A 19,411-nucleotide genomic window follows, 5' to 3' on the forward strand; every position below is an offset into this window, starting at 1 on the left:
TCACGCGCCTTTCCCGGAATTATTTTTATATACGACGATGCCGGCATAACCTACTACGGACGAGTAATCTCCGGTGGCATCCCCGCTGTTAGCGTACTCCACAAGCCGCGCCGTATTAGCGCCGAGCTCTTTGGCCGCCGCGAGCATTATTGCCGTCGGGGCGCATCCGCACATGGTGATGTCAAGTTCCGAGATCCTGTTCATCAACTTATCCTCGTCGAGCGCCAGAACGGCTTTGATGGCCGCATCGTCTTTCTTCCTTGCCGAGTCGGCGCTTTCGTAATGCGTCATGTCGCTCGACGCTACTATCATCGTATCATTTTCCATATTAAGGCCTTTGATCGAATTGGCGATTGCCTTGCCGATCCTGCGGTAGATATCTACTGAGGCCGATGCTATGACGATCGGGACGAAACGGAAATCTTTTTGCATATACTGGATAAAGGGGAGTTGGACTTCTATGGAATGCTCAGACGCATGTGAGATGTCGTCGAATTCGACCAATCCGCAATTTTCCTTAATGCCCTCCGCCAGGGCGCCGTCCACTTTGACGTCCCCGAGGGGCGTCTTCCACGATTCAGCTGTCGTAATACCAAACGGCGCGCCCATCCCTGTGTGGTTCGGCCCCATAATAATATACGCGGCCTTTTGAGTTATCGACGAGAAGACGCTTCCCGCGACATGTCCTGAATACATATATCCCGCATGAGGCGATACTATTCCTATAGCGTCCGTTCTTGTCGCGCCGCCTTTGCCGATGAGGCCCTTCATCTCTTTCAGCAGCGAATCCTTTGAACCGGAGTAGAACTGCCCGGCCACCACAGGTTCTCTTTTCATCTTATTCCTTTTGAAGATATCACGACTTCGGCATGCGCTTTTCTATTGAAATATCTATTTGCGACACGCTTTACATCCTCTTTGGTGACTTCCTCTATTCTCTCTTTGTATTTATAAACATTATCGTATCCCAGGCCGTAGAGCTCGTCCAACGTTGCGGTATAAGAATAGAAGCTATTGGCCTGCGTTTCGAGGTCGAATTTTGTCAGCAATTCCCTTTTTGCAAAGTCAACTTCTACCTCGTCCGGGCCCTTCGTGTTGATATCGGCCATCTCGAGAGCCAAAGCCTTGCGGGCATCCCCGATTTGATTTTTGGATGTTGCGGCATAAAGGACAAAATAGCCTGTATCAAGAGTCTGTTTTTGAGCGCATCCAAGTGCATACGCCAGGGAAAGTTTGCCCCTAAGGTTGCTGAACAACCTTCCTGAACTTCCGGATAATACAGAACCCAGGACGCTTAACGCGTATTTATCTGTGTTCTTTATATCCGTTGTGATGAACCCGATCATTATAAGGCTTTCCTGCCGATCCATCTCTACGTCTGCTTTCTTATCTGCGCGTAAAGTCTGCGGCATAACGGCGGCAATATCAGTTTTGGCCGTTCTTACATCTCCAAATAGACGCTTCACCCTATCGGCCATCTCCGTGGGCGCCATATCTCCTGATATCGAAATCACCATGTTACCAGCCACACAATACCTTTTATAAAATTCTAAGAGGTCATCGCGGCTTATAGAGCTTATCGTCTGACTAGTACCGAGCCGCCTGAAGCCGTAAGGCGACTTACCGAAAAGCTCTTTTCTTAAAATGTCGGATCCTTTCCGGAAGATATCATCGTCTTCTGCCTTTATCGCGGCCAGCGTCAATTCTTTCTCTTTATCGATCTGGTCCTGTGGGAATATGGAATCGGTCATGATATCTTTCAAGATATCAAGGGCCTTGCCGGTGTCGGGTTTTAACACCTCTATATTAAGACCGAAACTGTTAAAACCGCTGAATGCGGCTATCCTACCGCCGAGGGATTCTATAGCCCCGGCAATATCCTCTTCTTTCCTCTTTGAGGTCCCTTTTAACAGCATCTCGGAAACGAACCTTGATAAACCGCACTTATTTTCTTTCTCGACTGTCAGCCCTCCCATCATGGCCAGCGTTATCGAGACCACGGGCAGGGATCTGTCTTCCCTTGTCAGGATACGCAATCCGTTAGTCATGACAGTCTTGCCTATAGTGCCGATAATAACGGCTTGCGGTGCGCTTTCTCGCATATCTTCTTTATATCCTTTTGGGACGAGCCTTACAACCGTCATATTCGTTTCGGTTAAATATATGTCCGCGGCCTTCTTAACATCTTCCACGGTTACCGACTGAATGCCGTCGACGTACTTCGCGGAGAAATCATAAGAGCCTGTAAGTATATAACCGGACGAGATGTCTCTTGCCCGCGCGTCGACGGCCTCGAGCGAAAATATATAATCGCTCAGTACCATCCTTTTCGCCGCCTCAAGCTCCTCATCACCGATATCGACGGTTCGTATTTTTTTTACCTCTTTCAGGATCGCGTCTTTCGCAGGGGCAAGGCTCTCTTTATCCAATATCGCGTTGATGACGAACAGGCCGGGATCTCTAGGGGTGTAGTTCCAGCACGAGACAGAGTGGGCGAGCCTCATATTTTTTACGATCTCGTTATTCAGCCTGGAATTATTGCCTCTCCCAAGGACCATCGACAATACGTCCATCGCAAAAAGGTCCTTATCCAGTACGCTCGTTGAATGGAACCCGATCGCCAGGTAGGCGAGGTTTGCGGGCAGCTCTTCTACGGCGTCCCTTGCAGCGATCTGCGCAGGCTCGATGGCGTGGATATCCGGCGCCCCGTAATTGGGTGCTCTGAAATCCCTGAAATCATCTTCAACAACCCGGATAACAGATTCTCTATCGATCCCGCTTACAACGGTGACGACCATCCTGTTGGGGACATATTTCCTGTTATAATATTTGAAGAGGTCTTCCCTCTTAAGCGCGGTAAAATTCTTCTCATACCCTATTGGAGGATATTTATACGGGTGGGCAATATATGCTGTCTCGTCCAGCAATTTCATGAGACGGCTCTGCGGTTCATCCGAGTTCAGCTTTATCTCGTTAAGTATGACTTCCTTCTCTTTTTCAAACTCCACCTTATCGAAGGATGCGTTCAATAGCATATCTTTCAATATGGCAAGCGCCTCTTTCAGGTATTTCGCAGGGACGACTATGTAATAATCGGTAAGATCTTGAGAAGTGGAGCCGTTTACTATCCCGCCGTAGGATTTGATCTCTTTTTCGATATCGCCTACACCGCGCTTCCCGGTTCCTTTGAAGACCATATGCTCCACGAAATGAGTTATCCCGGACCCCATGTACTCATCTTCCGAACTCGAGCCGGCAGATATCGTGGCATGGATAGCCGCAAGCTTTTCGGCAGGAACATGTACGGATAAAACAGTGAGGCCGTTCTCCAAAATTTTTTTAGAGACGGCCTCACTTGGAAGATCGATATTTCCCGGTACGGCGAGTGTTTCAACCGGTGAAAGAATACAAATAATAACTGCTGCAAGGTTGATTAAGAGATAAGGATGTTTTCTTAAAATGACTTCCACCCCATTTTTCTTTTGCGGCGTTTCCGTTCGCTCGGTTTTTCGTAATGCTTTCTCGCCTTAAGCGTTTTTAGTATTCCTTCAATCTCAATTTTTTTCTTAAAACGTCTTAGCGCCTTCTCCAACGGTTCATTCTCGCCAACGTTGATTTTCGGCATTAATTATCACCTCCGGTTTATATATTATCATGCGAAAAGGTTAAGGTCAAGGCTTAAGTCACAGCCTCTCATATCCCGCTTTAAGTTTTACCCAAAAATCCTCGCATTTCACAGGTGTAGCATATGAACTCCTAGCGTAAAAATATATCTCATTATCCGAAGAGACGACTCTCACATTCCTTCGCTGTTTTTCAGGGACCTTGTCCAGGTATTTTTTTATATAGTTGTCCGCGTTCTTCGCCGGCATTATTTTTAACTTAGGGCTGTTCCTGTGGTCGATATCCAAAAATTCCCGCGAGCTGTCAAATACGACGATTATCGGGTCGTTATGCGTAACCTGAAAATCTTCAAGATACGCTATCAGGGTTATCACTGAATCGAGCGAGCCATCGTCATCATCCCGTATGTCGGAACGCCTGTTCCGTATAAGGTTCCATCCGTCTATAAGTATCGGCATTATCTTAATATCCGCCTGCGAGCTTATTTTAACACGCCCTGGAGTTCCTGCATCTGGACGGAAAACTTGCTGTAAATGTCCGATGAGGCCCTCACAAGCCATATGGAAAGTATTACAACCGCTATTGTTATCAATATCTTCTGCCAGGTCCTGAGAGAAGGGCTGATCCATGCCAGCGGCAGAGCAAACGGGCCGATAGCCAATAAGGCCACTATTACAGCAGTCGGTCTTAAGTACCACTTGGCTTGCTTCTGATCGGGTCTATCCATAGTCATACGCCCCCTGTTTAGAATTTAACTACAGGCGCGGCCCTTTCAACCCGCCCTGCTTCTATGTAGGCTGCAGCCTCCTCATACCCAAACATGCGCGCGATCAGATTAGATGGGAAGCGCCTCACTATGATGTTGTAATCCCTGACCGCCTCGTTATAACGCATCCTTTCGACTGCAATACGGTTCTCGGTGCCTGCAAGCTCGTCCATAAGTTTCAGGAACGGCTCGTTCGCTTTCAGGTTCGGGTAATTTTCCACAACCACCATAAGTCTCGATAGCATAGTATCGACCTGAGCGCTGCCTTTTATCTTGTCCTCGATAGACCCGGCATCCTGCCATTGGCTCCTGGCCTTTGTAATGTCTTCAAGCAGAGTATTTTCGTGCGTTGCGTAACCTCTGACGGAGTTTACCAGATTGCCGATAAGGTCGCCTCTGCGCCTTAGCTGGCTCTCGACCTGCGCCCATTTTGTCTTCACATTCTCATTCTTGGAGATGATGCCGTTGTAAATACCGCCGAATCCAATTATGATAAAAAGAAGAAACACCGCCAAAATAATCAATTTTCTATTCATCTAGGTACCTCCTGGTTAAAATCATTTAAAATCCTCCGCCTGCTCCTCCACCTCCGCCTCCGCCGCCACCGAAGCCTCCGCCTCCGAATCCGCCTACTCCGCGGCCGTAACCGCCGGTGGTAAATCTTCCTCCGTAAGTCTGCGCGCCAAAAAAGTTCTTTCTCTTGTGTTCCGGCAGCCTGTTCCAATAGCCGTACCGGAACAGCATTGAAGAGGCGTAGCCCAGCAAGACAGAGAGTGAAAGGTATGGAGAATTACCGAAGAAAGCCGCGGCGAAAATGAGCGTGAACGGCAGACCCACAAAAACAGGCCACGGAAGGTTCCATACAAAGAAAAATATCGCTACAATGACGGTCATTAAGATCTTGCCCGGCATATCGGTAATATCGTCGGTTGTTTCAAGGTCTCCTACAGAGATATTTTTGTCGGCCGATAGCATTTGACGGGTGAGCGCCAGAATGCCGTTATATAGCCCCTCTCCGTAACGGCTTTCCTTCAGATAGGGGACCATATACTTCCTGCCTATCTCGCCGCACAGCCCGTCGGGCAAGATCCCCTCAAGACCGTAACCGGTTTCTATGCGCCAGCGTCTCTCCTTGACGGCTATGAGCAGGAGGATGCCGTTATCTTTTCCTTTTTTCCCGATCTTCCAATTGTCAAAGATCATCCTGGCATAGGTCTGTTCGTCATAGGGCGCTATCGAATTTATTGTAACTACGGCGGTCTCTGCGGTCGTCTCCGCCTCGACCTTGGCGATCAGTGCGCCTATCTTGTCCTTATATTCATGCGATATGACACCGGCAAAATCGTTTATCCTCCCTTGCGGTCCGGGAATATCTTCGGCGTAGACAAGACCGCCCAAAAGAAGGAAGGTCAGGATCAACACTATTCTCCCTGCCGGTAGCCGTTTCATATATTATCGACAATACGCGCGATCTTTTCCAGCTGATCGACAAAAGCCGTGAAAAGGAAGTCCGTCTCCTTGAGGCTTAAAGGCAGGTTCTTCTTTTTTGCATCCATTACGGTATAAAAAACCTCCATGTCGATCCGGAACAACTCCTGTATCTCCTTCAAGGCAGCCTCACCGGAATACGCAGGCGTAATGCCTTTGACCCGCAGCATATTTCGAAGGATGTGGAAAGATGAAGTGAACGATCCGAACAGGAGCTTTTTAAGGCGCGGCCCGTCTTTTGTGACCAGGTAAAGCCGCTTCATGTTGATCGTCTTAGACTTCAACTCCTGTTCGCACTGAAATCGCAGGTTCTTTGGGTCTATGAATATGCTTTGCAGGACGTCGCTGCCGTAAAGGACGGCATGGTTCTCTTTCATGTCCATGAACTCGAGAGGAAAGACATCCGATGAGGTCTTGATGTAGTCCGGTGTGAAGAATAGCGCGCTTAAGTCGCGGTATTTACGGCTCCCGACCACATCGGCGGCCATGGACAGGTTCTTTAAGCCCGTATCATACAAGACGACAAGGACATTTATATTAGAGTACTTGCCTGCGTATTCGCCGCTCGCCGCGCTGCCGTAAAGTATTACGGAAACAAGCTCTTCTTTGTAGATACTCTTCATCTTCCCGACAAAATCTTCCAGTATATGCTTAACTTTATCGGGCAGCTTCAACCCTTCCATGAAATCTCCCACTTACTATGAGCTATCAACTCCAGACTATGAGCTAATTAATTTCCGATTCTATCTTGCTTATCAGGCTGGCGATATCTCTAAGCGTAGTCATCGGCAGCATCTTGGATATCTCGATATCTTTTTTCAGTGTCTTCAGGGACGTTAAGAGCCTTTTGATGACGGCCACCTTCTTCTTCCGCCGTGCCTCATCCGGTTCCAGCTCTTCACGCTGTTTTATCAACGTAGTCAGGTCCTTTTTTACCTCGCCGGCATCCTTGCCCATTTCCAGGACGTATTTCTTTATGCGGGAATAGTCTTCATGGTCGAGCGTTGATTTGTCTTTCGCAAGCCTGAGAACATTTATAGATTCATAGCTTGGTATCGAGGACGGCTCTTTCATGTCGGGATGGTCTTTCTGCAGGAAACGCGGCTCTTCCTTTTCGAGGAAATAGTAGGACTTAAGCAGTTTCAATGCCGTAGCCTTCTTTATCCCTATCTCCTTTGATGTGTAAGCGTCAAAAGTGGCATATCCCCATTCTTTATAAAGCCTGTCTTTCCAGACAGAATACAGCCCTTGCCCAAGATCTATCCATGACGTCTTGAAGCTCTTGACGCTCTGCAGGATCCCGTACCGTATAGAGCCTTCCTCTAAGGCGCCCATCCTCTCTTCAATGCGTTCGAGAGACTTAGTCTTCATGCTGCTCATCCGTTACTCCTCTCTTTGAGCTTATTCTCTTAAGCGGATTAAATTATATCGCAAAAACGATTCTTTTTAAACTAATTAATTGCATCTTTTTATTGACAACCATACCCCGCTAATTTATCATATTGACATGCTTAAAAAGATGGCATCCTCCGCATCAATATGGATCATAACTTTCACCCTTACTGCCGTTCTTTTTTTCGTGATGCTCTTCCTTACCATCATACTGTTTCCTTTCGATCGCAAAAGGAAGATCGTCCATGCACAGTGTTTCTGGTGGGCCGGCGCTGTGGTATACTCAAACCCTTACTGGACCCTTAGAGTGTCCGGCCTGGAGAACATCGATCATAAAAAAACCTACATAGTTGTCGCCAACCACCAGAGCCTCGCTGATATAGCGGTGATATATTTTACAAGGATGCAATTTAAATGGGTGGCAAAGGCTGCCCTGTTCAAAGTGCCGTTCATAGGATGGTGCATGTCGCTCGCCAGGCACATAAAACTCGCCAGAGGAAATTTCGGGAGCATCAAGAAAGTCTACAGGGAGGCTGCCGGGTGGCTGAGGAGCGGCGTTTCGGTACTGTTCTTCCCGGAAGGCACACGCAGCGGGACTGATGAGATGGGCGATTTCCAGAACGGCGCTTTCAAGCTTGCCATAAAGGAAGGCGTTCCCATACTTCCTATATCGATCAGCGGGACCCGCGATACTATACCTAAGGGCAGCTGGATGTTCGAGACCAAAGTCGTCGGCGTCATGAAAGTCCTGCCGCCTATAGAAACAGCAGGATTCAGCCCCGCGGATTTCAGTCGTCTCAGGGACATTACCCGCTCTGCAATAGGGTCTTCTTGAACTACCGCCTGCTGTATGGCACGCGCCAAATTTCCTTAGCGTATTCCTCTATAGTCCTGTCGCTTGAAAATTTTCCGCTTTTAGCTACGTTGATGATAGACTTCTTCGTCCATTCCATCTGGTCTATATACAGTTTGGAGACAGAATCCTGCGTCTTGCAATAGTCATCAAAATCAGCGCATACGAAGAAATAGTCCATATGCACCAGTGACTGCACCATGGGATCGAACAGGCCGAATTCTACCGGCGATAGAAAATTACTATTGATCAGATGGAATATCTCGCCAAGGTTCGGGGAACGGTCTATATAATCCTGCGGCTTGTAACCTTGCTCCCTTATCTTTTCGATCTCCTGTGCCTTGAGGCCGAAGATGAATATGTTATCATGGCCCACCGCTTTCCCGATCTCGATGTTGGCGCCGTCGAGCGTTCCTATGGTCAGCGCCCCGTTTACCATGAACTTCATGCAGCCGGTACCTGAAGCCTCCATGCCCGCGGTGGATATCTGCTCGGAAAGGTCGCTTGCGGGGAATATCTTCTCGGCCAGCGAAACCTGGTAGTTCTCCAGGAAGACGACTTTCATCTTGTCGCCTATTGCCTTGTCCTTGTTGATGACATCGGCAACGCTGTTTATGAATTTTATCACAAGCTTTGCCATGTAATATCCGGGCGCAGCCTTGCCGCTGAAGATAAAAGTCCGCGGGACAAAAGGCGTCTTCGGGTCTTTCTTCAGCCTGATATATTGCGATAGTATATAAAATGCGAGAAGGACCTGCCGCTTATATTCATGCAGCCTCTTCACCTGGATGTCATACATAGAATGCGCGTCGATACTTATTCCGGTGGTCTTATGGATATGCTCGGCAAGCCTCTTCTTGTTGTCAGACTTTACCTTTTGCCATTTCTCACGGAAAGAAGCGTCATCCTTCAGGGGGAGGAGTTTTTCAAGCTGAAAAAGGTCCGTTATCCAGCTGTCACCTATCGCCTCTGTTATCAAACCCGACAGGCCCGGATTAGACTCTTTCAGCCAACGCCGCTGGGTAATCCCGTTAGTTTTATTATTGAATTTTTCCGGCCATAATTCGTAAAAATCCCTGAATAGGCGCGTCTTCAAAAGATCCGAATGGAGTTCGGAGACCCCGTTCACCGAATACGTGCCCACAAGCGCAAGGTGTCCCATTCTGATCTTCTTAGTGTCTGCCTCCTCTATGATCGACATCCTTCTCAAGCGATCGTTGTCGCCCGGGAATTCTGCCGCCACTTCCTGTAAAAATCTGAAATTGATCTCATAGATTATCTGCATATGCCGGGGAAGAAGTTTCTCAAAGAGAGGCACGGGCCACTGCTCTAGCGCTTCCGGCATAATAGTGTGGTTTGTGTAGGCAAATGTGTTGACGGTGATATCCCATGCGGCATTCCATCCCATATGCTCTTCGTCTACGAGTATCCTCATCAACTCGGCTATGGCTATGGACGGATGTGTGTCGTTCAACTGGATGGCGACTTTCTCAGGCAGCGTCTTCAAATCGCGGTTCTCGCTCTTAAACCGCCTTATTATGTCGGAAATGGAAGCCGCCGTGAAAAAATACTCCTGTTTTAATCGGAGCTCCTTGCCCTGGCTGACATTGTCGTTTGGATATAATACTTTTGAGATGTTCTCCGTCAACACCTTGTTATACACGGCCCTCTCATAATCCCCGTGATTAAAATAACTGAGGTCGAAATCCTCGGAACTGCGCGCGGACCACAGCCTGAGCGTATTGACGACGTCATTACTGTAACCGGACACAGGCACGTCGTACGGCATCGCAAGCACGTCATCTGTATCTACCCAGTTAGCGCGGAGGTTACCTTTCTCATCATGGGTCATAAAGGTATGGCCGTAATAACGGACCTTTACGGTATATTCCGGCCTTTGGAATTCCCACGGGTTCCCGAGCCTTAGCCACTCATCGGGAAACTCGACCTGATATCCGTTAATTATCTTCTGGTGGAATATGCCGTACTCATAACGGATCCCGTATCCATGAGCCGGAATACCGAGCATGGCCATGGAATCCAGAAAGCAGGCCGCGAGCCTCCCGAGCCCCGCGTTCCCGAGCCCGGCATCTGCCTCACACTCCATCAAATCGGCCATGTCAAGGCCCATATCCTTAAGAGCGTCTTTAGTCTGGTTCCAAAGGCCGAGATTGATCATATTGGTCCCCAGAAGACGCCCTATCAAGAATTCCATGGACAGATAATAGACCCTCTTGAGGTTTTCTCTGTGGTATCTCTGTTGGGTAGATATCCAGCGCTCTACGATCCTGTCCCTTATAGCGATCGAAGTAGCGACAAAATCATCGTACAGAGTCGCAGTGTATTTGTCTTTGGCCAGCGCGTACTCCCTGTTTGCCGTGAAAGACAACCTGATGCCGTTCTTGGTCATGTCCTTGAATATTATAGCGGTCCCGTGAGCCTCTTTCTTTTTTTCTTTCATTTTATACCTCGCTCTTTATTTGGATACCATCGTATTCTATCACGTCCGCATTAAGTATGCAATCCATCCGGAAATTTCTCTCCTCATTCTTCATGTGGCAGTGGGCGATTACGTATGACCTGTCATAACCGCTGCGTATCTCTTTGGGGGTTATGATGCGCTCGGTAACACTGTTGGTCCAGGCAGAGCGGTAAGTTATGTTCAGGCTCTTCTCTTCCCTGATCGCTTTTTCAATAAGCCTCGTCTTGTAATCTTTTACCTTTCTGGCGAATGGCGCTTTATTGGTCTTGACGAAGACTATGTCGTCGATCAGGGTTATGCCTTCCTTATCCATTATCTTGAGTTCTTTTTTGAATACCGCAAGCGTCATCTTGACATCCGACAATGCCCTGTGCTCACCCTCGGCACTGATGTTAAGCGTCCGCGCGACATTGCCTAGATTATACCTTCCGATCCCGGGAAAGAGTCTGCGCGCGAGCCTAAGCGCGTCAATCACATAATAATCTTTCAGCAGGTCTTTATCTCTGCCGAGGGCATACTCTATGAAACCTATATCGAATCCTGCGTTATAAGCCACGAGGGCGCTGCCTTTGATGAATTTTAAAAAGAAAGGCAGGATCTCGTCTATTGTCGGTTTGCCCGCTACCATCTCGTCGGTAATTTTATTTACTAAAGAAGCGCCGTACGATATCGGCCTCTGCGGGTCCACAAGGGAATGCAATGTCTTCGGAGTTCGTTTGCCCGGATCGATCCTCACCGCCGCTATCTCGCATATCCTATCGCCGGAATACGGATATAGGCCGGTCGTTTCGACGTCGAATACCGTAAATGAAACATCCTTAATCTTAAGTTTGCCGCTCATTGCCTGTCACCCTGCCAGATCTATGCCGGATACGCGCCTTCCGCGACGGCGCAAGACCGATCTGTATACATAATCTGCCACTGCAACGTCCTGGACCGCAAGTCCGGTCGAGTCGAAGATCGTAATATCTTCTTGCGACCTCCGCCCTTTCTTCTTTTTTGCTATGACCTCGCCTAAAGTAGAGCGTATATCGGATATCTTTATCATCTTCTCGGCTATAGGGACGTTTATTTCGCCGCTGTGGCTAGCCTGAATTACGTCGTCAACGAATATTCCGGCCTTCTTAAATATGGCCGGATCTAGCTCCTCTTTGCCTTTCGCATCCGCGCCGATCGCGTTGATGTGCGTGCCCGGCGAGATCCACCTTGCGTCTATTATAGGCCTGCGCGATGGCGTGCTGGTTACGACGATGTCCTTGCCGCGTACGCACTCTTCAATATTATCGCATATCCTGAATTTGAGACCTGCGAGTTTGGTCCTCTTCACGAACAATGCCGCCCGGGCCCTGTCCGTATCGTAGACATCAACTGTTTTGAGCCGGAATATCTCTATGAGCGCAAGGAACTGGTTTGCGGCCTGGACGCCACAACCGACGAATCCTGCCGAGGACGATCGCCGTCTTGCCAGGTATTTTGCGGCTATTCCGCCGGCAGCGCCTGTACGGAGACTTGTGATGTAAGTTCCGTCCATTATGGCCAGAGGAAGCCCTGTTTTCGGGGAACTTACTATTATTACGGCCATCACGGACGGTAGTCCGCGAGACCTATTCCCGGGATGGACATTGACCCACTTTATTCCGCAGGCCTCCATCCCGCCTATGTAGGCGGGCATGGCCCGGAAATCTCCGTGATACTTATCAAGGTGTATGTATATCTTGGCCGGCATCTGTACTCGACCCAGGCCGTGGGCATGAAATACATCCTCCACTATATTCATGGCCCGGCGCATACTGACCAGCGGGACGATCCGGCTGCGCGGTATCATTAACGTCTTCATGCGCTATTCTTTCGTGCGCTATTAGCCGTCATCGTTTCGCTTACAAAATGCGGTTTCTTAAAACGCTCTACATCCATATCTAGTCCAGGTCCGTTCCTTTAAGGCTTTCGTAAAAGGCCCTGTAGTTTTCCTTCTTGTCGCCGGAACGCAATTCCATCGCCGCCTTGGGATGCTCATTGAGCATACCTGCAATGGCGTACGGTATGACATAACCCCATTCCAGCTTTTTGCTGAGCGGGATGAACTCTTCGGATATGAGATCCAGTATAGGGCGGATATCGTACTTGGGGTTCTTCAGGAAGCCGATCAATAGTTCGAGAGGACAATTGCCCGCGGCCCGGCCGAGGCCGAAGACCGTGCCGTCGACATAGTTCGCGTCGTGTATTATAGCTTCGATGGTGTTGCAAAACGCGAGCTGCTGGTTATTGTGCGCGTGCATGCCCACCTCTTTCGTCTTTAGTATGCTCTTCGCCTTCTTTACCAGGAATTCGGTCGACTCCTGGTAGAGCGCGCCGTAGCTGTCGACTATGTAGACGACCTCGGCCCTAGACTCTTTTTCGAGCTGTTCGAGGGCCTCGTTCAACTCGTTATCGAGGGCCTTGGATATTGCCATGATATTCACGGTCGTCTCATAGCCTTTATCCGCGAAGTGATTGACGAGGTATATGGCCTTGTCGATATCCTTTACGTATGAAGCCACCCGTATCATATCTACAGGGCTTTCTTTACACGGCTTTATGTCGTCTATGTCTACGCGGCCAACATCGACCATGACGGAGATCTTCGTCTCGGATTCTACGCCGTGTATGACATTCTTTATGTCATCGTCGTCGCAGAACTTCCAGTCGCCGTACTCTTTCGGAGAGAAAAGGCTTTTGGAATTCTTGTACCCGACTTCCATGTAATCGACGCCGGCCTCGGCAAGGCCCTTATATACGGCCCTTACGAATTTCAAGTCGAACTTGTGGTTATTGATAAGCCCGCCGTCCCTTATGGTGCAATCGACCACTTTTATCTTTTCCCTGAACATCTTTATCTCCTGTTTTATTACCTCAATAGGGGCAGGTCATGACCTGCCCCCTACCTGACTGATACCGTAAACGTCGCTTTCTTCGCGGGGGCGACGTCTTTTTCCCATGGCCTGGCGTATTTCATCACTATGCAGGTTTTCCCCGGGCCGAGGGCCCTGAACGTCCAGACCTCTTTTCCGCCGGCTCCGACCAGCTTCCCGCCCAACGCTATATACTCCGAACTCTTGAATTCTATTATATTCTCGCTGAGCGGCTCAGCTATCTGCCACTCAAAACCCGTGGTCTTGTTCGATTCAAGAGTTATGACCGCATCTTTGCCGGCCTCGGCTTCGATCGCCAGCGATGGATCGGTAAAGGCTTCCTGATTATCCGCCGCCTGGCTCCACCCGATAGCCGCTATCATTAGTATCAAGCCAAAAACTATCCCCCTTGCCATCATATCCTCCCGTCGTCAGTTAGCCCCTTTAATATTGATCTTGCCCTGTCCGCTCAGCATCTTATCGATTATCCTTGTGGAGGGCATATTTATCGTCTTGTCATTCGAGTATACCGAAAAAAGATTAAGGGCCCTGAGATAATCGAGCCCCATCACTTCGAGCGCGCCGTCGTATTGCTTCTTCAGCTTTTCCATATATTCGGTAATAAATCTCTGTTTTTGAAGGTCTGTAAGCAGGTACCACTCTTTCATAGTTACTTTAGAACCGTCCCATCGCGCTTTATCTTTCGGGAAGAAGAAGACCTCGGGCATGTCGTTTTCATCGTAAGAATATATGCTTCCTTCAGGACCGGGCGCGTTATACTGCTCCTCCGCAGACACCCCTGCGGAATAAAATGCCAGCATTATTATCACCATCATTATACGCATTGAAGATAATTATATCATTTATACGGCAGGAAGTTAAGAAAAAATAAACCCCGCCGTCTATTTCATCATTCGGCGGGGCGCCTTATATGATCAACGCGCTCTCCAGAAAACGCGATATATACGCCGCGCTACAGGGAGCGTTTTACGGCATTAAAACTTAATAAGATATTACCCTCTTCTTTTACCGCGCGCACATCCCTTGAGCTTTGCAAAAGCGGCCCGTATACCTGCAGGGAAGTTCCATGATAATAATTCCGGATATCATTGTCATTCTTGACTTCGGCGTGACAGGGAGCGGATTGAAAAACTTTTAAATATTGAGGAGCATCGCAGGTAATGCTGTTTTCCGCCATATTCATTGCGTGTAAACAGCTGCAAAAAAATAGCAATGCGGAGCTTATGACTACCACCCTTTTCACTTTATCCTTTCTGTAGTTAAAGATAAAATGATGCCGTGAAGCTCGTCCGCCAAAAAAAACCTCTTATGAAGTATACATGGTAATCTTATTTTTGACAAGCCTGCGGCAAAAATAAACGGCTAAATAATGAATTTTGACTTTTTGACCAGCGGATTACCGATTATATCGCGCTCCACGTCTTTTGCTAAACCCGGCTTGTTTAATTTGTAGTACATATAATTCTTGTAACCTTCCACGCCAGGCTGGTCAAAGGCGTTAACCCCCAGCAATTCGCCCTCGAACGCTGTCGCCATCTCAAAAAAGAATAGCAGCCCTCCCCAATAATACGGAGAGACTTTTGGCAGAGTAATCGTGCAGGAGGGCCTCGACTCTTTGCTTAGCGCCCATTCGGTAGCCTCCTGGGCAAGCGAAAGAAGCGCGGAATACCGCCTGCCGGACATTATATCACCCGATCCGGGGATCGTTATCTCATGCCTGAATCTGCGCACTTTGATGAACGTCACGGCCTTATTATTCTCACCTTCGATGTTATTTTGCTGTATGGAGTGCAGGTCATTCGTGCCGCGCGAAGGTATCGGGGTCCTTCCTACGTTCAGTATCGACGCTTTGTTGTTCTCCCACCTTTCCCGGCCGTCTTTCTGAACAACGATCTTCCTGCGGTATTTCTTCCCGAGACTTTCGGCCAGAAGCTGCACATACCAATCCGCGGTCGATTTGAGCGTTTCCGAGAAAGGCATCAAAATAGATATCGGCTTATTCTTCTTTTTATAAAGGATCGTGTGTAGGGCGGCGTACATAAGAGCCGGGTTGGCGAATATGTCCTGCTTCATGCAGAGCCTTGCCATAGATCCGGCGCCGCCCAGAACCTCCCGTATGTCGATACCGACGATCGCCATGTGAAGCAGCCCTATATTCAACTCAGAGAACCTGCCGCCGACCCCTTTTAATACAGGCAGGTCACGAAAACTCATGCGATCCTTCGCCTGTTCGGCAGATACGCGCTTCCTCAACGTTCCGGAATTCGGGTCAGTTATAGCGAATACCTGAGCGCCGTAGCGATCGCCCGCATTCGTTTTCAGCCAATCCTCGATAACGGTAAAGGCGGCCTTAGTCTCTGTCGTCTCGCCCGACTTGGATATGACTATCACGAATGTCTTTTTAGCTTTAAGGTTGTTCAGGAGGGATTTAAGCGTATCCGGATCGAGATTGTTCCCGTCAAAATATATTCTGGGCCTGTCTTTACGAGCCTTATCGAATTCGTTATAATATGGCGGACAGAGGGCATCCTGAGCCGCTTTCAGGCCAAGATATGACCCCCCTATGCCAAGAGAGATGACATTCTCGTACCTTCCGGCGATCGCGTCCCCCATCTTCTGAATGGCGTTCACCTCATCCTTGTGTTGGAAAGGAAGTTGGGCCCATTCAAGCCCGAGATCGATGCGGCTAGGCCCATCCGATATGAGCTTCACGACATGCCGGTATGCTTTTTTAACGGCTGCTGACATTGAAGCCAGGTCGGTCTCAGTTACCCCGTGACGTTTTTCTATGTTGTGGCTGAAGATGTTGTTAAAATCGAATTGAATATTCTCCATATCGCCTCCTTTTTTTAACGGCTAGAATATCTCTACGCCGGTCTTTTTGAGCAGTTTGGCGAGTTTTGCGAGCGGTAGCCCAACCACATTATAAAAACATCCCTCTATCCTGTCGATAAAGATGCTTCCGGGTCCCTGGACATCGAATGAACCCGCTTTGTCAAACGGCGATATCTTCCTGAAATAACTCCTGATCTGCCTGTCATCCAGGCGGTAGATATAGACCTTCGTCTTATCAAAATCCGTATAGGTCCTGCCTTTGTCGATATCAACGACCGCAATGCCGGTATAGACCCACTGTGGTTTCCGTGAAAGGGTCTTAAGGGTCCTCATGGCGTCTTTCATGTTCTTCGGCTTACCTATTATCCTATTCCCGACGAGCACCACCGTATCAGCGGCAATGACCACGCCTGAGCCATTCTTGCCGGCAATGTCTGCAGCCTTCTTTACTGCATTGCGCATGACAAGCGATCTGCATGAGCCTGTAAGCAGATGCTCTTCCCTGACATTGGACTTTTCTATCCTGAACCTGAGGCCTATCTGGCGCAGCAGCCTTTGTCTCGCCTTCGATCCGGAAGCTAATATTATTTTACGCATAGTATATATTTATTTGGTTTGACCCGCTACGAACCCGGACGCCCAGGCCCATGCAAGATTATAGCCGCCCCTCTTACCGTTCACATCAAGGACCTCGCCCGCGAAATACAGGCCCTTCCTTATCTTTGACTCAAGGCTATTCTCGATAACTTCCGACACGTCCACGCCCCCTGCCGTAAAGTCCGCTTCATTCCAGCCTCGCGTTCCCGATACTTTGAAGAGCCTTCCTTTCAATGCATCTGCCATCGCATCAGGCTGCCGGTCATGCGTTATCGCATTTATGACTGCTCCGAATTTATTCGGGAGCATGCCGGCCGTCATATCTTCACGCGCGATCTTGTTAGTCATCTTTCTCTTTAACTCGGCCGATAGGCGGGACTTTGTCATAAAAGGTACCATGTCAACCTCTATAATAACGTCTTTCTTACCGGCCCTCGTCAGCGCTATAGATATCTCTTCGCTCACATCGAGTATCGAAGTCCCCGATAGTCCGTATTTTGTGAAGAGCAGGTCCCCGGATGCCTCACACACTGCGCGGCCTTCGACGAGGGCTGTTACTTTAGCCGTTATTTTCTGTCCTTGAAGGGCATGGCAAAGCGGGTCCTTGACGACCAGAGGGACTGCGGAGGGAACGGGTTCTATTATGTTGTGACCGAATTTTTCAGCCAGCAGGAAAGCACTTCCGTCTGAACCGAGCGCAGGGTAGGATCTCCCCCCGCCGGATATAATAAGCGACCCGGACTCTATATTGCTTCCGGATCCGGCAGTTAAGATGAAACCTTCCCCCTTATCCGTAACGCTGACAACGTCGAAATCAACTTCTGCGGGGATCGCCAAACGTCCGAGCTCCAGCTCTAATACCCTCAGCACGGAGGCGGACTGGTTTGTCGATGGAAATATGCGTCCATTTTCGGAATACAGGGAGAGGCCTAGCGATCCAAAAAAATCCGCGATCTTGTCTTTGCCGAATTTTGAGAAAGTGTTCCTTATGAGAGGTCTTGCGGCGGGATTGTAATATTCCTCGGACAGGTCATCGTTAAGAAGGTTGCACCTGCCATTGCCGGATGCGAGGATCTTCTTGCCGATCCTCGGCATCTTTTCGCATATCACTACGGACTTTCCGAGCCTCTTCGCGCTTATCGCGGCTGCAATGCCTGAGGCCCCTCCGCCGATGACGGCAACATCGAATTTAGGCATCAGGCGCGCCCTAAGTATTCTCCGGTCCTTGTGTCGACCATGACCGTTTCCCCCTCTTCAATGAACAGGGGGACATTTATGACAAGCCCTGTTTCGAGGGTGGCCGGCTTCATCGCCTTGCCCGATGTATCGCCTTTTGCGCCGGGCGCGGATTCCTTTATCTTGAGGGCTACGCTGACCGGCAATTCTATGGCAATAGGGTGGTGCTCGTGATATAAAAGTTCGACCTCGAGATTTTCTTTCAGATAATCCTTCACAAGCGCCGCGAGCTCCGAGCTTATCGTCATAGTCTCATAATTATCCATATCCATAAAATGGAACCCCGAGTGGTCGTTATACAAATATTGTACCTTCTTTGACTCAAGATCGGCCTTCTCTACGGTGTCTGTCGGACTATAACGCCTGTTCAGGATCCTTGGGACCAGCAGGTTTTTAAGCGTGGCCTGATATATGGCCCTCAGGTTTCCCGGAGTCCTGTGCTCCATCTCTATCACGACGTAAAATTCGGTCCCCTCCTTGATTATCATCCCCTTTTTCAACTCTGACGCTTTCATTTTATCCTCTCGCTGTTACTATATGCCGATTATGTTACCGAACCTTTATCTTTACCTCTTCTTCTTTCGCCTTGGCCTTCTTGGGTATCGTTATTTCCAATACCCCATTCATGTATGCGGCCCCGATCCCTTCACTTAGACATTCCGAAGGCAGCTCCAGCATCCTTTCAAACCTGCCGCTCGACCTCTCTTGTCTGACCATTCCGGGAGCCGTCTCCTTTTTTACGATCTCCCTGGCGCCGGCGATCTTGAGCAGCCGTCCATTTTCCAATGTCACTTCTATCTTGTCCTTCTCCATCCCGGGCAGGTCGGCCTTTACCATTATATCCTTGTCATTCTCAGTGATATCCACCCTTACATCCTGGTCGAATACGCCGGCCGCTGCGCCCTGCTCAGGATATGTCGCGGAAATATCCCTGATAAATTTATCCATCTCCCGCTTCATCCTGACGAGCTTCGTCCGCAACTGTTCCAGATCCCTGTAATCCGCATCCGACGGGGTCTCGGCCAGCGCCGGGCCGGCCGCTAACACGCAGATCAATGCCGCCAATAGTATCTTTTTCATATCACGCTCCTGTTTGTGCTGTCATTAGGATAGTATATATTTAGTCAAAATTCAAGGGAGAAATCACTCGCTCGCTAAAATTTTTACGGATCATCTTTATGCATGTTCACTTCGGCCAGTGGGCTTCGCCTAATTTTGATATCAAGAGT

21 protein-coding genes are annotated in these 19,411 nt (G+C 49.0%); 1 reads left to right on the top strand and 20 read right to left on the bottom strand.

The genetic code is table 11. The annotated features are described in order from the left end of the window. From amrB to WC592_03720, 9 genes are read right to left on the bottom strand one after another with little or no spacing between them, the layout of a single operon-like run. On the bottom strand, nucleotides 1-837 hold the full coding sequence (gene amrB / locus WC592_03680; protein MFA4981552.1) for an AmmeMemoRadiSam system protein B: 837 nt from the start codon (nucleotides 835-837) through the stop codon (nucleotides 1-3). Then, the gene (locus WC592_03685) at nucleotides 834-3,470 is read right to left on the bottom strand and encodes a pitrilysin family protein (protein MFA4981553.1); all 2,637 of its coding nucleotides are present in this window, start codon (nucleotides 3,468-3,470) and stop codon (nucleotides 834-836) included. The genes amrB and WC592_03685 overlap by 4 nt, the downstream gene beginning before the upstream one ends. Continuing rightward, nucleotides 3,455-3,625: a 30S ribosomal protein S21 gene (rpsU, locus tag WC592_03690; protein MFA4981554.1), complete on the bottom strand. Its 171-nt coding sequence runs from the start codon at nucleotides 3,623-3,625 to the stop codon at nucleotides 3,455-3,457. Before rpsU ends, WC592_03685 begins: the two co-directional genes overlap by 16 nt. 58 nt (nucleotides 3,626-3,683) lie before the next feature. Further along, entirely contained in the window at nucleotides 3,684-4,082 is a 399-nt protein-coding gene (locus WC592_03695) for an NYN domain-containing protein (GenBank protein MFA4981555.1), read from the bottom strand. Between the two features lie 23 nt (nucleotides 4,083-4,105). Next, nucleotides 4,106-4,351 carry a hypothetical protein gene (locus WC592_03700; GenBank protein MFA4981556.1) on the bottom strand — a complete coding sequence of 82 codons (246 nt, stop codon included), beginning with the start codon at nucleotides 4,349-4,351 and terminating at the stop codon, nucleotides 4,106-4,108. A 17-nt stretch (nucleotides 4,352-4,368) separates the two neighbouring features. Then, nucleotides 4,369-4,926, bottom strand: a complete 558-nt coding sequence (locus WC592_03705; protein MFA4981557.1) for a LemA family protein — start codon at nucleotides 4,924-4,926, stop codon at nucleotides 4,369-4,371. Nucleotides 4,927-4,951: 25 nt separating this feature from the next. Further along, nucleotides 4,952-5,839 carry a TPM domain-containing protein gene (locus WC592_03710; GenBank protein ID MFA4981558.1) on the bottom strand — a complete coding sequence of 296 codons (888 nt, stop codon included), beginning with the start codon at nucleotides 5,837-5,839 and terminating at the stop codon, nucleotides 4,952-4,954. Further along, nucleotides 5,836-6,561, bottom strand: a complete 726-nt coding sequence (locus WC592_03715; GenBank protein ID MFA4981559.1) for a hypothetical protein — start codon at nucleotides 6,559-6,561, stop codon at nucleotides 5,836-5,838. The genes WC592_03710 and WC592_03715 overlap by 4 nt, the downstream gene beginning before the upstream one ends. 43 nt (nucleotides 6,562-6,604) lie before the next feature. Continuing rightward, nucleotides 6,605-7,249 carry a hypothetical protein gene (locus WC592_03720; GenBank protein MFA4981560.1) on the bottom strand — a complete coding sequence of 215 codons (645 nt, stop codon included), beginning with the start codon at nucleotides 7,247-7,249 and terminating at the stop codon, nucleotides 6,605-6,607. 136 nt (nucleotides 7,250-7,385) lie between these two features. On the opposite strand from WC592_03720, the gene WC592_03725 reads away from it, so the two are divergent. Next, nucleotides 7,386-8,105 carry a lysophospholipid acyltransferase family protein gene (locus WC592_03725; protein ID MFA4981561.1) on the top strand — a complete coding sequence of 240 codons (720 nt, stop codon included), beginning with the start codon at nucleotides 7,386-7,388 and terminating at the stop codon, nucleotides 8,103-8,105. A gap of 1 nt (nucleotide 8,106) precedes the next feature. On the opposite strand, the gene WC592_03730 is transcribed toward WC592_03725, so the two are convergent. From WC592_03730 to WC592_03780, 11 genes are all read right to left on the bottom strand, one after another. Beyond that, nucleotides 8,107-10,584, bottom strand: coding sequence for a glycogen/starch/alpha-glucan phosphorylase (locus tag WC592_03730; protein ID MFA4981562.1), 2,478 nt, complete (start codon nucleotides 10,582-10,584; stop codon nucleotides 8,107-8,109). Nucleotide 10,585: 1 nt separating this feature from the next. Continuing rightward, nucleotides 10,586-11,446, bottom strand: a complete 861-nt coding sequence (locus WC592_03735; protein MFA4981563.1) for an exonuclease domain-containing protein — start codon at nucleotides 11,444-11,446, stop codon at nucleotides 10,586-10,588. 6 nt (nucleotides 11,447-11,452) lie between these two features. Beyond that, entirely contained in the window at nucleotides 11,453-12,442 is a 990-nt protein-coding gene (ala, locus tag WC592_03740; GenBank protein ID MFA4981564.1) for an alanine dehydrogenase, read from the bottom strand. Nucleotides 12,443-12,521: 79 nt separating this feature from the next. Then, nucleotides 12,522-13,472: an aldolase catalytic domain-containing protein gene (locus WC592_03745; GenBank protein ID MFA4981565.1), complete on the bottom strand. Its 951-nt coding sequence runs from the start codon at nucleotides 13,470-13,472 to the stop codon at nucleotides 12,522-12,524. Between the two features lie 50 nt (nucleotides 13,473-13,522). Beyond that, nucleotides 13,523-13,912 carry a protease inhibitor I42 family protein gene (locus WC592_03750; GenBank protein MFA4981566.1) on the bottom strand — a complete coding sequence of 130 codons (390 nt, stop codon included), beginning with the start codon at nucleotides 13,910-13,912 and terminating at the stop codon, nucleotides 13,523-13,525. A 12-nt stretch (nucleotides 13,913-13,924) separates the two neighbouring features. Continuing rightward, nucleotides 13,925-14,338, bottom strand: coding sequence for a hypothetical protein (locus tag WC592_03755; GenBank protein ID MFA4981567.1), 414 nt, complete (start codon nucleotides 14,336-14,338; stop codon nucleotides 13,925-13,927). Nucleotides 14,339-14,876: 538 nt separating this feature from the next. Next, nucleotides 14,877-16,349, bottom strand: coding sequence for a hypothetical protein (locus WC592_03760; GenBank protein ID MFA4981568.1), 1,473 nt, complete (start codon nucleotides 16,347-16,349; stop codon nucleotides 14,877-14,879). 21 nt (nucleotides 16,350-16,370) lie between these two features. Beyond that, a complete protein-coding gene (locus WC592_03765) occupies nucleotides 16,371-16,946 on the bottom strand; it encodes a nucleoside triphosphate pyrophosphatase (GenBank protein MFA4981569.1) in 576 nt (191 codons plus the stop codon). A gap of 9 nt (nucleotides 16,947-16,955) precedes the next feature. Beyond that, nucleotides 16,956-18,143: an aminoacetone oxidase family FAD-binding enzyme gene (locus WC592_03770; GenBank protein ID MFA4981570.1), complete on the bottom strand. Its 1,188-nt coding sequence runs from the start codon at nucleotides 18,141-18,143 to the stop codon at nucleotides 16,956-16,958. Further along, a complete protein-coding gene (gene efp, locus WC592_03775; GenBank protein ID MFA4981571.1) occupies nucleotides 18,143-18,697 on the bottom strand; it encodes an elongation factor P in 555 nt (184 codons plus the stop codon). The genes WC592_03770 and efp overlap by 1 nt, the downstream gene beginning before the upstream one ends. A gap of 34 nt (nucleotides 18,698-18,731) precedes the next feature. Next, on the bottom strand, nucleotides 18,732-19,262 hold the full coding sequence (locus WC592_03780) for an Hsp20/alpha crystallin family protein (GenBank protein MFA4981572.1): 531 nt from the start codon (nucleotides 19,260-19,262) through the stop codon (nucleotides 18,732-18,734). Between the last annotated feature and the right edge of the window lie 149 nt (nucleotides 19,263-19,411).

It is taken from the genome of Candidatus Omnitrophota bacterium (genome assembly GCA_041648975.1).
Lineage (GTDB): Bacteria > Omnitrophota > Gorgyraeia > 2-01-FULL-45-10 > 2-01-FULL-45-10 > JAQUSE01.

Coding starts and splice junctions, on each gene's coding strand:
- WC592_03725 (MFA4981561.1), top strand. CDS start 7,386: ATGCTTAAAAAGATGGCATCCTCCGCATCAATATGGATCATAACTTTC.
- WC592_03745 (MFA4981565.1), bottom strand. CDS start 13,472: ATGTTCAGGGAAAAGATAAAAGTGGTCGATTGCACCATAAGGGACGGC.
- WC592_03780 (MFA4981572.1), bottom strand. CDS start 19,262: ATGAAAAAGATACTATTGGCGGCATTGATCTGCGTGTTAGCGGCCGGC.
- efp (MFA4981571.1), bottom strand. CDS start 18,697: ATGAAAGCGTCAGAGTTGAAAAAGGGGATGATAATCAAGGAGGGGACC.
- WC592_03715 (MFA4981559.1), bottom strand. CDS start 6,561: ATGGAAGGGTTGAAGCTGCCCGATAAAGTTAAGCATATACTGGAAGAT.
- ala (MFA4981564.1), bottom strand. CDS start 12,442: ATGAAGACGTTAATGATACCGCGCAGCCGGATCGTCCCGCTGGTCAGT.
- WC592_03730 (MFA4981562.1), bottom strand. CDS start 10,584: ATGAAAGAAAAAAAGAAAGAGGCTCACGGGACCGCTATAATATTCAAG.
- WC592_03735 (MFA4981563.1), bottom strand. CDS start 11,446: ATGAGCGGCAAACTTAAGATTAAGGATGTTTCATTTACGGTATTCGAC.
- WC592_03705 (MFA4981557.1), bottom strand. CDS start 4,926: ATGAATAGAAAATTGATTATTTTGGCGGTGTTTCTTCTTTTTATCATA.
- WC592_03750 (MFA4981566.1), bottom strand. CDS start 13,912: ATGATGGCAAGGGGGATAGTTTTTGGCTTGATACTAATGATAGCGGCT.
- amrB (MFA4981552.1), bottom strand. CDS start 837: ATGAAAAGAGAACCTGTGGTGGCCGGGCAGTTCTACTCCGGTTCAAAG.
- WC592_03720 (MFA4981560.1), bottom strand. CDS start 7,249: ATGAAGACTAAGTCTCTCGAACGCATTGAAGAGAGGATGGGCGCCTTA.
- WC592_03700 (MFA4981556.1), bottom strand. CDS start 4,351: ATGGATAGACCCGATCAGAAGCAAGCCAAGTGGTACTTAAGACCGACT.
- rpsU (MFA4981554.1), bottom strand. CDS start 3,625: ATGCCGAAAATCAACGTTGGCGAGAATGAACCGTTGGAGAAGGCGCTA.
- WC592_03770 (MFA4981570.1), bottom strand. CDS start 18,143: ATGCCTAAATTCGATGTTGCCGTCATCGGCGGAGGGGCCTCAGGCATT.
- WC592_03710 (MFA4981558.1), bottom strand. CDS start 5,839: ATGAAACGGCTACCGGCAGGGAGAATAGTGTTGATCCTGACCTTCCTT.
- WC592_03695 (MFA4981555.1), bottom strand. CDS start 4,082: ATGCCGATACTTATAGACGGATGGAACCTTATACGGAACAGGCGTTCC.
- WC592_03755 (MFA4981567.1), bottom strand. CDS start 14,338: ATGCGTATAATGATGGTGATAATAATGCTGGCATTTTATTCCGCAGGG.
- WC592_03765 (MFA4981569.1), bottom strand. CDS start 16,946: ATGCGTAAAATAATATTAGCTTCCGGATCGAAGGCGAGACAAAGGCTG.
- WC592_03760 (MFA4981568.1), bottom strand. CDS start 16,349: ATGGAGAATATTCAATTCGATTTTAACAACATCTTCAGCCACAACATA.